The sequence below is a fragment of the Pseudomonas reinekei genome, assembly GCF_001945365.1.
In the GTDB taxonomy this organism is placed as follows: Bacteria; Pseudomonadota; Gammaproteobacteria; order Pseudomonadales; family Pseudomonadaceae; genus Aquipseudomonas; species Aquipseudomonas reinekei.
Window position 1 is genome coordinate 76,474 of record NZ_MSTQ01000014.1, and the last position, 13,785, is coordinate 90,258.

A 13,785-nucleotide genomic window follows, 5' to 3' on the forward strand; every position below is an offset into this window, starting at 1 on the left:
AATCCCCGGATGAACACCTCCACTCAGCCTCCCGAGGGGGCGGGTGGATCAAGGTCAAGATCAAGAGCTGCAGGCGAGCTAACGCTCGGCCTGTTGAGTGGTGAAGAGCTCGGGTGTACTCAGATCTACTGTAGGAGCCGGCTTGCTGGCGATAGCACCCTGACAGCCAACCAATTTCTCCCAAATACACCCCACCCAAATTGTGGGAGCCAGCCTGCTGACGATGACGCCCGGACAGCCACCCAATCCCTCCCAGATGCCCCATTCAATCTGTAACCGCCAGCCAGCTCGCGAAAAACACCCAGGCCCCACCTACCTCCCAAAACCCAAAAAAAAGCCCCGCAAAAGCGGGGCCATAAGGGGTGCAGCAGTCATGCTTTAGAGGTCATGCCTTCGGACGTTTATCCAACACGTGGCAAGCCTTGCCTTCCGACCGTTTGATCGAGTGGAACGGCTGCAAGACAATCTGCGAACTGATGCCGATGTACGACTTGATGTGTTTGCTCAGCTCGCCGCAAACAGCCTTCTGCTGTTCGTCGCTCAGGTGCTGGTGCTCAGCTTTCAACTCGACATGCACATCAACGCTGTCCAGATTGCCATTGCGATACAGATGGATCTCATAGCACTCGGCAAGCTGTTTGACTTTGAGCACCTGTTCTTCGATCTGCGTCGGGAACACGTTGACCCCGCGGATGATCAGCATGTCATCGCTGCGGCCGGTGATTTTGTCGATACGGCGCATCGGCCGTGCGGTGCCCGGCAGCAGGCGCGTCAGGTCGCGGGTGCGGTAGCGGATCATCGGCAGGGCTTCTTTGCTCAGGGAGGTGAACACCAGTTCGCCCATCTGCCCGTCCGGCAGCACTTCGCCGGTGATCGGGTCGATGATTTCCGGGTAGAAGTGGTCTTCCCAGATGGTCGGGCCGTCCTTGGTCTCGGCACATTCCATGGCGACGCCCGGGCCCATGATTTCCGAGAGGCCGTAGATGTCCAGGGCGGTGATGCCCAGGCGCTCCTCGATGGCGCGGCGCAGTTCGGCGGTCCACGGCTCGGCGCCGAAGATGCCCAGGCGCAGGGCCAGTTTGTGCGGGTCGATGCCCTGGCGCTCGATTTCGTCGGCGATGTTGAGCATGTACGACGGCGTGACCATGATGATGTCCGGCTGGAAATCCTTGATCAGCTGCACTTGTTTTTCAGTCTGGCCACCGGACATCGGGATCACTGTGCAACCCAGGCGTTCGGCGCCGTAGTGCGCGCCGAGGCCACCGGTGAACAGGCCGTAACCGTAGGAAATATGCACCTTGTCGCCACGACGGCCGCCGGCAGCGCGGATCGAACGGGCGACCACATTGGCCCAGGTATCGATGTCGTTCTGGGTGTAGCCGACCACGGTCGGTTTGCCGGTGGTGCCGCTGGACGCGTGCAGGCGCACGATGTCGTGCATCGGCACGGCAAACATGCCGTAGGGGTAGTTGTCGCGCAGGTCGGACTTGGTGGTGAACGGAAACTTCGCCAGGTCGTCGAGGGATTTGATGTCGTCCGGGTGCACGCCCAGCGCATCGAAACGCTGACGGTACAGCGGCACATTGTTGTAAGCGTGGTTCAGGCTCCAGCGCAGGCGCTCCAGCTGATGCTGGCGCAGCTCGTCGATGCTGGCGGTTTCCAGCGGGTCCAGCACAGGGTTCAACACGGCTTGGGCAATTGGCATGTTCATGTGTTCACTCGAATTGTTTTTGTGTTCCAGCCCCTACGTTCAGAGGCTTTGAGTGCATGCCCCAAGGATACCTCTCGGCTCCCCGGGAATCGCGATTCTTTAGTGGGGTAGACGCTCGATGATCAGCGCGATCCCTTGGCCGACGCCGATGCACATGGTGCACAGGGCATAGCGGCCGTTACGTTCTTCAAGCTCATGCAGGGCGGTGGTCACCAGTCGCGCCCCACTCATGCCCAACGGGTGGCCGAGGGCGATGGCGCCGCCGTTGGGGTTGACCCGTGGGTCGGTGTCGCTCAGGCCGAGTTCACGCAGCACCGCCAGACCCTGTGCGGCGAAAGCTTCGTTGAGCTCGATCACGTCCATGTCCGCCAGGCTCAGGTTGGCCAGTTCCAGCACCTTGCGCGTGGCCGGCACCGGGCCGATGCCCATGATGCGTGGCTCGACACCGGCGGTGGCCATCGCCACCACCCGAGCACGTGCAATCAGGCCGTGGCGCTTGGCGATTTCCGGGCTGGCCAGCAGCAGCGCGCAGGCACCGTCGTTGACCCCGGAGGCGTTGCCGGCGGTGATGCTCCCGCCTTCGCGGAATGGCGTGCCGAGTTTGGCCAACTGCTCGAGGGTGGTGTCGCCGCGCGGATGTTCATCGTGCTCGACCACTTTGGCCGGGCCTTTGCGCTGCGGGATTTCGACCGCAACGATTTCCTTGGCCAGACGCCCATTGGCCTGGGCGGCAGCGGCGCGTTGCTGGCTGCGCAGGGCGAAGGCGTCCTGGTCGGCGCGGGAGATGTTGAACTGTTCGGCGACATTCTCTGCCGTTTCCGGCATGGAATCGATGCCGTAGGTCTTTTTCATCAGAGGATTGACGAAGCGCCAGCCGATGGTGGTGTCGAACATCTCGGCCGCACGGGAAAACGCCTGCTCGGCCTTGCCCATCACCAGCGGTGCACGGGACATGGACTCAACGCCACCGACCAGCATCAGCCCGGTTTCGCCGCTGCGAATCGCCCGGGCGGCAGTGCCGATAGCGTCCAGCCCCGAGCCGCACAGGCGATTGAGGGTGGTGCCCGGCACGCTGACCGGCAAACCGGCCAGCAGCGCCGACATGCGCGCGACGTTGCGGTTGTCTTCGCCGGCCTGGTTGGCGCAGCCGTAGATCACGTCGTCGACGCTGTTCCAGTCGACTTGCGGGTGACGGCGCAGCAGTTCACGCAGCGGCACCGCGCCAAGGTCGTCGGCGCGCACGCTGCTCAGGACGCCGGCGTAACGGCCAATCGGGGTCCGGACTGCGTCGATGATCAGGGCGTCATTCATTCGGGTTCTCCTGCGTCAGCACCGGGCCGCGCACTTTGTAGGATTTGCCATGGAACAGGGCGATCAACTGGCCCTGCTGGTTTTCGATGCGTACGTCGTAGTTGCCGGTGCGGCCGGAGCGGCTTTGCTCAATGCAATCGGCAGTCAGCGTGTCGCCCAGCCGAGCCGGGGCGATGTAGTCGATGCTGCAACCGATGGCCACCGTGGCTTCGTTGTAGCTGTTGCAGGCAAAGGCGAATGCCGAATCGGCGAGGGCGAACAGGTAGCCGCCATGGCAAGTGCCGTGGCCCTGCACCATATCCGCTCGCACGGTCATGCCGACGCGGGCGCAACCGGGCGCTGCCGAGAGCAAACGGATGCCCATCGCTTGGCTGGCGGCATCGCGCTCGAGCAGCGTTTGTGCGCAGTTGACGGCCAGGTTCATCGCTTCGTGGTTAGTCATGGAATGTCCTCCCTTCGGCAACCCGGCGGCGCAACAGCAGCGACGGGCGATAGCGTTCTTCGCCATAGGCGGCTTGCAGGTTGTCCAGCACTTTCAGAATGAGCGGCAGGCCGACGCCATCGGCCCAGGCCAACGGGCCTTGGGGATAATTGACCCCGGCGCGCATGGCCAGGTCGATGTCGCTGGCCGAGGCCACGCCTTGCAGCAGCGCATCGGCGGCTTCGTTGGCGAGCATGGCCACGGTGCGCAGCACGGCGAGGGCCGGGCTGTCGCTGAGCAGGCTGACCTTGAGGCCGGCGCGTTGCAGCAGGGCGATGCCTTGCTTGAGCGCGAGCGGATCAATGCCCGTCGCATGACTGATGGCGATGCGCCGGGCTTTGCCGTAGTCGAACGCCAGGTCCAGCAGGATCAGGTTGCGCAGCCCGTCTTCACGAGCCCGCTGACACGTCATGCGCCCGTCGCTCAGGGCCAGCACGGCGTCACCGACCCGCAGCAAACCCGGGCCGTCCCGCTGGACAATATCGACGCCTTGTTCACGCAAGCGCACGAGTAAACCCTGGGCAGGGCCGAGGTCGCCTTCGACGGTGCATACCTGGACCTGCGCTTCACTGCCGATTTCTGTGGCTTGCGGACGTTGCGCATCTGGGCTGTAGCTATAGAAACCCTGACCGCTTTTGCGTCCCAGGCGTCCACCGTCCACCAGTTCTTTCTGGATCAGTGAAGGCAGGAAGCGCGTGTCCTGGTAATAAGCATCGAAGACCGAACAGGTCACGGCGTAGTTGACGTCATGGCCGATCAGGTCGGTCAGCTCGAACGCGCCCATGGCAAAGCCGCCCGCCTCGCGCATCAACGCATCCAGTGTCGAGCAGTCTGCCGCGCCTTCCTGAAGCATTCGCAGGCTCTCGGCGTAGAGCGGCCGCGCTACACGGTTAACGATGAAACCTGGTGTGGAGCGGGTGTGTACCGGTTTTTTGCCCCAGGCTTTGGCGGTGTCGTACAGGCACTCGGCGAGTGCCGGATCGCTGGCCAGGCCGGAGACGATTTCCACCAGTGCCATCACCGGCGCCGGGTTGAAGAAGTGCAGGCCCAGCAGGCGATTGGGATGATCAAGCTGCGCGGCGATGCGGGTGATCGACAGCGACGAGGTGTTGCTGGCGAGTATGCAATGCTCGCCGCAGATGCCTTCGAGCTGGCGGAACAGTGCACGCTTGACCTCAAGGTTTTCGACGATGGCCTCGATGATCAGCTCGCAATCGGCCAGGGCTTCGATGGCTTCCACCGCGTGCAGACGGGCAATGGTTACGCTGCGCGATTCGGCCGACAGCTTGCCGTTTTCGACTCGCTTACCGAGTTGTCGGTCGATGCCTTCAATGGCTTGCGCGGCAGCGCCAGGACGATTGTCCAACAGCAGCACCGGATGCCCGGCCTGCGCCGCGACCTGGGCAATACCGGCACCCATGGCCCCGGCGCCGATCACGGCAATGCGTGCAGATGTGTTCAATGCAGTCATGACTCAGCGTCCCTTGAAGCTTGGGGTACGTTTTTCCATGAAGGCGCCGACGCCTTCGCGGTAATCCTCGCTGCGCCCGGCCAGACGTTGCAGATCGCGCTCCAATTCCAGTTGTTCGTCGAAGCTGTTGCTCAGGCTGGCGTTCAGGCTGCGCTTGATCAGTGCCAGGCCGTAGGTTGGCTGGGTGGCCAGGTGGCGGGCCAGTTTCAAGGCTTCGTCACGCAAGTCGGCGTCGTCCACACACTGATAAATCAAGCCCCATTGCTCGGCTTGCTCGGCGCTCAGGCGATTGCCGAGCAGGGCCAAAGCCTTGGCCCGAGCCATACCGACAAGGCGCGGCAGGGTCCAGGTGCCACCGGAGTCGGGGATCAGACCGATCTTGCAGAACGCCTGGATAAAACTCGCCGAACGCGCCGCCAGCACCAGATCGCAGGCCAGCGGAATGTTGGCGCCGGCCCCGGCGGCGACACCGTTGACCGCGCAGATCACCGGCATCGGCAGGTCGCGCAACTGGCGGATCAGCGGGTTGTAGAACTTCTCGATGGACTCCCCCAGATCCGGCACAGCGCTGCCTGGTGCGACATTGCGGTCACTCAGATCCTGTCCGGCGCAGAAGCCGCGACCTTCGCCGGTCAGCAGCAACACACGCACATCCGGGTTCTGCCGCACTTGCTTGAGCGCTTCCTTCACTTCGCCATGCATCTGCGTATTGAAGCTGTTGAGCTGTTCCGGACGGTTGAGGCTGAGCAGGGCGACGCCGGCCTCGATGGAAAACAGGATGTGTTCGAAGTTCATGGTCTTGGCGCTCTCTTGGCGATCTCGAATTCGGGGATTACTGGCCGGTGAAGGTCGGCAGGCGTTTTTCCTGGAAGGCGGCGATGCCTTCGTTGCGGTCGCGGGTACCTGCCAGCACGGTGAAGGCATGGCGCTCGAAACGCAGGCCGCTGGCCAGGTCGGTGTCCATGGCCTTGAGCAATGCTTCCTTGGCCAGGCGGACCGCCAGCGGGGCTTTGGCGGCGATAGTGCGGGCGATGTGCAAGGCGCGTTCGACGGTCAATTCCGGTTGGGTGACTTCGCTGACCAGCCCGGCACGCTGGGCCTGACGGGCGTCAATCGGCTCGCCGGTCAGGACCATTTGCATGGCCATGGATTTGCCGACGGCGCGAAGCAGGCGCTGGGTGCCACCGGCGCCGGGCATGATCCCGAGGTTGATTTCCGGTTGGCCGAAACGGGCGTCTTCGCCGGCAATGATGATGTCGGCGTGCATCGCCAGCTCGCAGCCACCGCCGAGGGCGAAGCCGTTGACGGCAGCGATCAGCGGCTTGCTGAAACGGGTGATGGCCTGCCATGAAGCCTGGCGCGGGTCGTCGAGGATGCCGACCAGATCGCGCTCGGCCATTTCCTTGATGTCGGCACCGGCGGCGAAGGCTTTGCGGCTGCCGGTGAGCACGACGACACGGGTGTCCGGATCGGCTTGGGCGGCGCTCAGTTCGTCCGCCAGCTCCCCCAGTAATTGGGTGTTGAGGGCATTCAATGCTTGCGCACGCTGCAGGGTAATCAGGCGGACGCCAGGCTCGATCAACTCGACGGCAAGGGTTAGAGGCATGGCGGATGCCCTCACGGTGCACGCTCGGCGCGGTGCCGGCTCGTTATTGGATCGGCCGCAGGGGCCGGTTTTGCCCAAGTATAGCTATAACGTGATACGTAAATGCAATACAAAAATAGAATTAATGTGTCTTATTGGTCGGGTTTTTAGTGTGTTCTATCGCCGATTGAGCGACACTGATGGTGCGTTTTATCCCGTTTTCATTGAGCTAAATGCTGATTTCAGGGCCCTGCAGGCCTTCGTCGGAAAGGCCGGTTTCAAGTGATACGGTTTTTAGTCTTTGTGCTGGTAAAAATGATGTGATACAAAATGAATCATTATTTGCATCGCTTTGTGAAGGACGCCCCCATGACCTGCTACAGCCTTGATGGCCTGACCCCGGTGGTAGACCCGACTGCTTATGTGCACCCGTCCGCCGTGCTGATCGGTGACGTGATCATCGGCCCGCATTGCTATGTCGGTCCGCTGGCCAGCCTGCGCGGCGATTTCGGACGGATCGTGCTGGAGGAGGGCGCCAATCTGCAGGACACCTGTGTGATGCACGGCTTCCCGGACAGCGACACCGTGGTTGAACGCAACGGCCACATCGGCCACGGCGCGGTGCTGCACGGTTGCCGCATTGGTGCCGATGCGCTGGTAGGCATGAATGCGGTGGTGATGGACAACGCCCGGATCGGCCCGCGTTCTTTCGTTGCGGCGGCGGCGTTCGTCAAGGCGGGTTTCGAATGCCCGGAGCAGTCGCTGATCATGGGCGCCCCGGCCAGCGTCAAGCGCACCCTCAGTGATCAGGAAGTGACGTGGAAGCAGGCGGGAACGCGTGAGTATCAGCAACTGGCCAAGCGCTGTCTGGAGCAGATGCAGGTCTGCGAACCGCTTAGCGAACCGGAGCCGGATCGCCCGCGCATCAATGACCGTGGGTTACGGCCCAAGGGCAGTACTGTGTGAACATGGCCCTTGCTCGAGAAGGTGTGTCAGTCGACATCCGGGTGGCTGAAACACCTTTGCGAGCGGGCTCGCTCCCACAGGTGTATGCGATTAACTTACAGACATTCGGTATATTCCTTTTCTTTTTTCGCTCGGTACGCCCATGTCGTCCCTGACACCTTTGAACCATCTGATTACGCGCTTCCAGGAGCAGACGCCGATTCGCGCCAGTTCCTTGATCATCACGTTGTACGGTGATGCCATCGAACCCCACGGTGGCACCGTGTGGCTGGGCAGCCTGATTCAATTGCTCGAGCCGATCGGCATCAACGAACGGCTGATCCGCACCTCGATTTTTCGGTTGACCAAGGAAGGCTGGCTGACCGCCGAGAAGGTCGGTCGCCGTAGCTATTACAGCCTGACCGGCACCGGCCGCCGACGTTTCGACAAGGCCTTCAAGCGGGTCTACAGCACCACGATGCCGGCCTGGGATGGTTCCTGGTGCCTGGTGATGCTGTCGCAACTGACCCAGGACAAGCGCAAACAAGTGCGCGAAGAACTGGAGTGGCAAGGTTTTGGTGCGATTTCGCCGGTGGTCCTGGCGTGCCCGCGCAGCGACCGAGCCGATGTCAACGCGACCTTGCTCGACCTCGGCGCCCAGGAAGACACCATCGTCTTCGAGACCACCGCCCAGGATGTGCTGGCCTCCAAAGCGCTGCGCCTGCAAGTGCGCGAGAGCTGGAACATTGAGGAGCTGGCGACTCACTATAGCGAGTTCATCCAGTTGTTCCGACCGCTCTGGCAAGCGCTTCGCGAGCAGGAAAACCTGCAACCGGCCGACTGCTTTCTGGCGCGGATCCTGCTTATTCACGAGTACCGCAAATTGCTGCTGCGGGACCCGCAACTGCCGGACGAATTGTTGCCCGGTGATTGGGAAGGGCGTGCGGCCCGGCAGTTGTGCCGCAATATTTACCGTTTGATTTACGCCAAGGCCGAAGAGTGGCTCAACAGCGCACTGGAAACGGCCGATGGTCCGTTGCCGGATGTCGGTGAAAGCTTTTATCGGCGTTTTGGCGGACTGAAATAGCACGTCATTGTTCAGGAAGTGGTGCGGTTCAGGAGACTTGAAGCATCCGATGTCGTGTGGATTGGCGTAGACAATAAAAATAAGCCTGCGTGAGGCCTGACATGATTTCTACAACCGCACAGCGCCAGGATGGGTTCGATCAGTGGATCCATCAGATCAACCAGATCTGCGGCGCATTCAACGCACAACCCCTGGGCAGCGACTTTGCCGGGCAGATTCGCGAATACCGCAGCGATGCCCTCAAGCTCAGCTTCGTCGATGCGTGCCAGGCGCGGCTTTACCGCACGCCGCAGCAAGTGGCGGCGGGCGAGGGCGGCAAGTACTTTGCGGTGTTCCAGCTCGATGGCAGCGCGGGCATGGCCCAGGGTGACGACAAGGTGCTGTTGTCCGCTGGCGACATCACGCTCATTGATGCCTCGCGACCCAGTGACTTCACCTACAGCGAAAACTCCCGGCAGTTGTCGCTGATCCTGCCTTATCAACTGGTCGAGCAAACCTTGCGCTTCAACCCGGTCAAATGCGGCCAGCGGATTGCAGCAACCTCACCGATCGCCATGTTGTCGCACCGGCTGATCCTTGATGTCACGCGTCAACAACACCTGACCCGGCAAGAAAGCGAAGCGACCCTGGAAGCCATTGTCAGCTTGCTGCGGCCCGCCATCAGCCACACCGAGGATTGCACGGACCCGCACGAGCGCACCTTCCGCAAGACCCTGAGTGTTATCGATCAGCACATCCGCTCGGAAGAGCTGTGCCCGGAATGGCTGGCGCGGGAGGTCGGCATGTCGACTCGTGGCCTGTACCGCATGTTTGCCAAGAAAGGCCTGGTGGTGGCGCGCTATATCAAGAACCGACGCCTTGACCTGTGCGCCGAATCGCTGCGGCAATCGGGCAAGGATCAGAAGTTGTCGGTGCTGGGTTACTCGTGGGGGTTTTCTGATTCGAGTTATTTTTCGACGGCGTTCAAGTCGCGCTTTGGCATTGCGCCGGGGGAATATCGCAAGCAGTACGCCTGAGGCATTTTCATGAGCACCGAATAATCCTGTAGGCGCTGGCAAGCCAGCTCCTACAGGGGTCATTGCATGGTTACTTCGGTGAATTGAGGTTCAGCGTCGGCGTTTCATCGAAGAAATTCCACGGCTTGAGCAGCACATGCACCCACTCGGTCGGCATGATCGGCCATTCCTCGGCGCGGGCGATGTGGGTGGTGCCGGTGGTCAGCCAGACCACGTCATCGGTGTTCTCGATGGACTGGTTATCCTGGGTGAATTGCCCCAAGCCCGAGTCTTTGTCCGACCGATTCGGGTACTTGCCTTCCGGGTACTTTTCCTCCGGGTTGTATTGCGTTACCCACAGTTGTCTGTCCATGAAACTCAGGCGGTGATAGAGCCATTCGTCCTTGCCGAAATTGGCACCCTTGGCCACCGGGTGCGTGCCGCCGGCATACGGAATCAACTGATAGGAAACCGGGTTGCCGACTTTGTTTTCCTTGCTGAAGTTGGTCAGCAGGCGCACGGTCGACGGGTCGAATTTCTGCGCCGCCTGTTGTTCGCTGGTGACCACTTTGGTCTCGGTCTGCATGGTACTGGTGCGCGGTCCGCCACGGTCGTTGGGCAGCACCACCGGGTTCACTTCCACCAGTGAGTTCTGCTCGCCGTCGACGTCCATATCGAGACGGAAGTTGTAGATGTGCTGGTGCGTGGTGCCGACGATGTTGTGGTCGAGCAGGGTGCCGTAGCGCGTGTCTTCCTTGGCGGTGTCTTCGTGCATGGTCCTGGTTTTCACACCCTTGACCGCTTCGATCCCGGTGGCGCCGGCGTCGATGCCGAGGGTGCCGTTCTGCTGGAAGACCCAGTCGAAGATGTAGTCGTAGTTGCCCACGGTACTGATCCAGCGGACCACCAGTTCACGACGCTCGGTGCTGAGGTTGGGCTGGCCCATTTCCTGGTGTTTGTACTCTGGCCCGGCGTAGCGCTCGAACACCGCAATGGCGCGGGGAATCGCGGTCGGTGCGCCGGTGTAGTCGGCGATGGTGGCGTCCAGCAACACGGCGTTTTCCGGGGCGTCTTTGCCGCGGGCAATCGGCGAGGTCAGGGTGCCCATGCCGTATTCGCCGGAATCGAGGTAGGCCTTGAAGTACCAGCCGACATCCGGGTCGCCGTAAGGCACGATCATCCCGCCCAGCGAGCCTTCGTACATGATTTTGCGTTTCTTGCCCTTGTCGTCATAAGTGACGGTGGACAGGATCGGCCCGACCCGCGAGTCGAGGCGCACGTGGAAGTCCCAGTTCTGCCAGTGAATGCTGTTACCGCTGATGGTGTAGTTCTTGCCCTCCGGCTCGATGATTTCCAGCGGCTTGACCGCCACGCCCTGGCGCCCACGCCCGTCATAAGGCGTGGGTTTCATCGGCACTGGAATCAGGGCTTCGTCTTCGATCTTGATCAGTTTTTTCTGTTCCAGATCGACAATCGCCACCAGCCCTTCGATCGGGTGCGCCCAGTAATTGCCGTCATCGACATTCAGGTAGCTGACGATTTTCAGCAGGCGCTTGTCCTGCGCCAGGCCGTCCTTGCCGTCGAAGTAGCCGACAGTCAGCGGTGTGGCTACAACCTTCTTCACATCATTGATACCGCGCTTGGCCAGGGCTTGCGCGTATTCCGGACTGGTTTCCACGGCGGTTTGCACCGTGGCGAAATCGTCCAGCAACAGCATGCCGTGGGCGCCTTGCACCGGTTTCCAGGACTTGAGTTGTTGGCTGTCCAGATCCACCAGCGCTTCGATCACATGCTTGCCGTCCAGCACCACGATTGAGGCCTGGCGCGGCTGGGTGACGTTTTGCCCGGTGTAGATGAAGTTCCACACCTGATCCTTCGGCGGTTCCTTGACCGAGACTTCGGTGAAACGAAAGCCCGGCTTGTAGTGTTCCGATTGCTTGAGGATGTCCACTGCCGCCGTGATTTCCGCAGCGCTCAACGGGTTGAGCGGGCTGGGGCGGGTTTCGACGACGAAGGTCTTGTCCAGGCCGGACTGGAACACCTGGTTGATGAAATCCTTGGACATGAACGCGGTGTGGTGCTTGAACACCACCGGCACCGTCAGCTCGATACGTTTGCCGTTGAGCATGGCCACTTTGCTGTCGGGCTTGACCTTGAGGTAGACCCCGTCCTTGGCAATGGTGAACAGGTTCGAATAATCGTCCCACTTGACCGTGGCACCAAACGCTTCCAGACCCGCTTGCAGGGGAACCATTTCTGCCTGACCGCCGTGGGCCTGGGCATTGCCGGCCCAGAAAGGCAGGCCGAGGGCGCTCAGGGAAATGGCCAGGGCGAGGCGGGCAAGCGGTGATCTTTTGGGCGATGCGTGGTTACTGGGCATGTGTGCATTCCTGGGGAAAAGCCGGTGACTGGCATTCTTGCACTTTGCTACAACCCGTCGCTGACTGCATTTGGATTTCTGCCAAATTGCTTGGGATACCTGCCTTTGCAGGCGCCAGTTCGCAAATCGTTGCCATGGGTTAATAGGAAACATTACTATTCACGCCCCCGTCTCCACAGCACACCGAAATGATCCCCAAGCTGCCCCGCAGACACGGCTTTTTCGAGCATTACGAAGAGTTGGTTGGCACCTGGACCCGTCGCCTGAGAAACCGTCAGCAGGCTGAGGATCTGGCCCACGATACCTTTGTGCGGGTGCTTGAATCGGATTCGACGGCGGTGGAACAACCTCGGGCCTACCTGCATCAGACCGCGCGCAACATCGCAGTGGACGGTTATCGGCGTGAGGATCGGCGGGGCGCCATGGAGTCAGAGGCGATTGATCTCAGTGTGTCGTCGACCGGCGACCCGGAGCACTTCATGCATGCGATCCAGTTGGCCGACTCCATCGAACGCGCGCTCACCGAGCTGCCGATCAACTGCCGCAAGGTATTTGTCTGGCAGAAAATCGAAGGCCTGACCCAGGCTGAAATCGCCGTACGCCTGGGTCTGTCCAAGAACATGGTGGAAAAGTATATGATCCGCACGCTGCGGCATCTGCGCGACCGTCTGGAAGGGTTGCAGCCATGAGGTACCGCGCCTGCATAAGGCGGGTCGGCGGCCATTTTTCATCCCCAGCCAAACAGGAACTTCCATGATGGATACTCGTGCTTGTGCGTGCGGGCAAACAACCGTTCGTGATGACGCGGCGCGTTGGTTTGTGCGTTTGCAGGACCCCGTCGTCGATACCGAAGCGCAGGTCCGGTTCGAAACCTGGCTGGACGAACATCCTCAACACCGACACGAATTCGAATTGCTCCAGGGGCTGTGGAAGGCCGCCGACCTGGTGCCTGCCGCCCGCCTGCAAGCGCTGTGTCAGGACACCCAGATGCGCCACAAGCGTCGCCCCATGGGGCGCTATGCGGTGGCCGCCAGTGTGCTGGCGGTGGCGCTCGGATTGGGACTGTTCAGTGGCCTGGACCGACCGTCGCCGTACACTGCAGAATTTTCCACGGCGCTTGGCGAGCGGCGTCATGTGGCGTTGCCCGATGGTTCGGTGATCGATCTGGACAGCCGCAGTCGCATTCAGGTGCGCTTCGAGAAGGACCGTCGCAGCATCGAGTTGGCCGAAGGCGAGGCGATGTTCAGCGTCGAGCATGACACCCGGCGGCCCTTCGTCGTCGATGCCGGCAGCGGCAAGGTCACCGTCACCGGCACTCGTTTCGATGTGCGCCGTGGCGCCACCGAAACCCGAGTCGTGGTCGAGCAGGGCACCGTCAAGGTCCAGGGGCACGATGCCGCGGACAATGATTTCGTCAGCCTCACTGCCGGGCTGGGCACCCATGTCGATGCGCACGGGAAAGTCGCGGCGGCCTATGCGGTCAATCCGGCCGAGCTGACCGCCTGGCGCAACGGCAAACTGGTGTTCAACAACGCCAGCCTGGCCGACGTTGCCGAGCAAGTCTCGCGCTATCGAGACAAGCCGCTCAAGGTTGGCAGCCCGGCAATCGGCAAGCTGCGCCTGACCAGCGTATTCAGATCCGACAACACCGATGCGTTGCTCAAGGCCCTGCCGGGCATCCTTCCGGTGGCCGTGCGTACCCTCGATGACGGCAGTCAGGAAATAATTTCAAAATAAATTCAGGTTTTTTTCGAGTTCATCGTCTTCCTGTTCAACTGCAACTGGTTTGCATTAACAAGCGCACACTTTTGCGATCCAC

General features: G+C 61.3%; 13 protein-coding genes. 6 read left to right on the forward strand and 7 right to left on the reverse strand.

What is annotated here, in order from left to right:
• Positions 1-385: 385 nt before the first annotated feature.
• The 6 genes from paaK to paaF all read right to left on the reverse strand — a co-directional run bounded on the left by paaK (position 386) and on the right by paaF (position 6,580).
• On the reverse strand, positions 386-1,711 hold the full coding sequence (gene paaK, locus BVK86_RS20995) for a phenylacetate--CoA ligase PaaK (protein ID WP_075948237.1): 1,326 nt from the start codon (positions 1,709-1,711) through the stop codon (positions 386-388).
• 99 nt (positions 1,712-1,810) lie between these two features.
• A complete protein-coding gene (gene pcaF, locus BVK86_RS21000; protein ID WP_075948238.1) occupies positions 1,811-3,022 on the reverse strand; it encodes a 3-oxoadipyl-CoA thiolase in 1,212 nt (403 codons plus the stop codon).
• Positions 3,015-3,464 carry a hydroxyphenylacetyl-CoA thioesterase PaaI gene (gene paaI, locus BVK86_RS21005; RefSeq protein ID WP_075948239.1) on the reverse strand — a complete coding sequence of 150 codons (450 nt, stop codon included), beginning with the start codon at positions 3,462-3,464 and terminating at the stop codon, positions 3,015-3,017. The genes pcaF and paaI overlap by 8 nt, the downstream gene beginning before the upstream one ends.
• Positions 3,457-4,974 carry a 3-hydroxyacyl-CoA dehydrogenase PaaH gene (gene paaH / locus BVK86_RS21010; RefSeq protein WP_075948240.1) on the reverse strand — a complete coding sequence of 506 codons (1,518 nt, stop codon included), beginning with the start codon at positions 4,972-4,974 and terminating at the stop codon, positions 3,457-3,459. Before paaH ends, paaI begins: the two co-directional genes overlap by 8 nt.
• 3 nt (positions 4,975-4,977) lie before the next feature.
• The gene (paaG, locus tag BVK86_RS21015; protein ID WP_075948241.1) at positions 4,978-5,769 is read right to left on the reverse strand and encodes a 2-(1,2-epoxy-1,2-dihydrophenyl)acetyl-CoA isomerase PaaG; all 792 of its coding nucleotides are present in this window, start codon (positions 5,767-5,769) and stop codon (positions 4,978-4,980) included.
• 37 nt (positions 5,770-5,806) lie between these two features.
• Positions 5,807-6,580, reverse strand: a complete 774-nt coding sequence (gene paaF, locus BVK86_RS21020; protein WP_075948242.1) for a 2,3-dehydroadipyl-CoA hydratase PaaF — start codon at positions 6,578-6,580, stop codon at positions 5,807-5,809.
• On the opposite strand from paaF, the gene BVK86_RS21025 reads away from it, so the two are divergent.
• The 4 genes from BVK86_RS21025 (at position 6,579) to feaR (ending at position 9,607) form a co-directional block, all read left to right on the forward strand.
• Positions 6,579-6,845 (forward strand): hypothetical protein, encoded by a 267-nt coding sequence (locus BVK86_RS21025; protein WP_075948243.1) that lies wholly within the window; start codon positions 6,579-6,581, stop codon positions 6,843-6,845. The genes paaF and BVK86_RS21025 overlap by 2 nt on opposite strands.
• Before the next feature lie 83 nt (positions 6,846-6,928).
• Positions 6,929-7,525 carry a phenylacetic acid degradation protein PaaY gene (paaY, locus tag BVK86_RS21030; RefSeq protein ID WP_075948307.1) on the forward strand — a complete coding sequence of 199 codons (597 nt, stop codon included), beginning with the start codon at positions 6,929-6,931 and terminating at the stop codon, positions 7,523-7,525.
• A 142-nt stretch (positions 7,526-7,667) separates the two neighbouring features.
• Positions 7,668-8,591 carry a phenylacetic acid degradation operon negative regulatory protein PaaX gene (gene paaX, locus BVK86_RS21035; protein ID WP_075948244.1) on the forward strand — a complete coding sequence of 308 codons (924 nt, stop codon included), beginning with the start codon at positions 7,668-7,670 and terminating at the stop codon, positions 8,589-8,591.
• Between the two features lie 101 nt (positions 8,592-8,692).
• On the forward strand, positions 8,693-9,607 hold the full coding sequence (gene feaR / locus BVK86_RS21040; protein WP_075948245.1) for a transcriptional regulator FeaR: 915 nt from the start codon (positions 8,693-8,695) through the stop codon (positions 9,605-9,607).
• A gap of 70 nt (positions 9,608-9,677) precedes the next feature.
• Here the strand turns inward: feaR and tynA are convergent, their stop codons facing one another.
• Positions 9,678-11,966, reverse strand: a complete 2,289-nt coding sequence (gene tynA, locus BVK86_RS21045) for a primary-amine oxidase (protein WP_075948246.1) — start codon at positions 11,964-11,966, stop codon at positions 9,678-9,680.
• A gap of 188 nt (positions 11,967-12,154) precedes the next feature.
• On the opposite strand from tynA, the gene BVK86_RS21050 reads away from it, so the two are divergent.
• The gene (locus tag BVK86_RS21050; protein ID WP_075948247.1) at positions 12,155-12,655 is read left to right on the forward strand and encodes a sigma-70 family RNA polymerase sigma factor; all 501 of its coding nucleotides are present in this window, start codon (positions 12,155-12,157) and stop codon (positions 12,653-12,655) included.
• Between the two features lie 64 nt (positions 12,656-12,719).
• Positions 12,720-13,703, forward strand: coding sequence for a FecR family protein (locus BVK86_RS21055; RefSeq protein WP_075948248.1), 984 nt, complete (start codon positions 12,720-12,722; stop codon positions 13,701-13,703).
• Positions 13,704-13,785 lie beyond the last annotated feature (82 nt).

Excerpts from the sequence above, each read along its gene's own strand:
- paaK (WP_075948237.1), bottom strand. The coding sequence starts at position 1,711 with ATGAACATGCCAATTGCCCAAGCCGTGTTGAACCCTGTGCTGGACCCG.
- pcaF (WP_075948238.1), bottom strand. The coding sequence starts at position 3,022 with ATGAATGACGCCCTGATCATCGACGCAGTCCGGACCCCGATTGGCCGT.
- paaI (WP_075948239.1), bottom strand. The coding sequence starts at position 3,464 with ATGACTAACCACGAAGCGATGAACCTGGCCGTCAACTGCGCACAAACG.
- paaH (WP_075948240.1), bottom strand. The coding sequence starts at position 4,974 with ATGACTGCATTGAACACATCTGCACGCATTGCCGTGATCGGCGCCGGG.
- paaG (WP_075948241.1), bottom strand. The coding sequence starts at position 5,769 with ATGAACTTCGAACACATCCTGTTTTCCATCGAGGCCGGCGTCGCCCTG.
- BVK86_RS21025 (WP_075948243.1), top strand. The coding sequence starts at position 6,579 with ATGGCGGATGCCCTCACGGTGCACGCTCGGCGCGGTGCCGGCTCGTTA.
- paaF (WP_075948242.1), bottom strand. The coding sequence starts at position 6,580 with ATGCCTCTAACCCTTGCCGTCGAGTTGATCGAGCCTGGCGTCCGCCTG.
- paaY (WP_075948307.1), top strand. The coding sequence starts at position 6,929 with ATGACCTGCTACAGCCTTGATGGCCTGACCCCGGTGGTAGACCCGACT.
- paaX (WP_075948244.1), top strand. The coding sequence starts at position 7,668 with ATGTCGTCCCTGACACCTTTGAACCATCTGATTACGCGCTTCCAGGAG.
- feaR (WP_075948245.1), top strand. The coding sequence starts at position 8,693 with ATGATTTCTACAACCGCACAGCGCCAGGATGGGTTCGATCAGTGGATC.
- tynA (WP_075948246.1), bottom strand. The coding sequence starts at position 11,966 with ATGCCCAGTAACCACGCATCGCCCAAAAGATCACCGCTTGCCCGCCTC.
- BVK86_RS21050 (WP_075948247.1), top strand. The coding sequence starts at position 12,155 with ATGATCCCCAAGCTGCCCCGCAGACACGGCTTTTTCGAGCATTACGAA.
- BVK86_RS21055 (WP_075948248.1), top strand. The coding sequence starts at position 12,720 with ATGATGGATACTCGTGCTTGTGCGTGCGGGCAAACAACCGTTCGTGAT.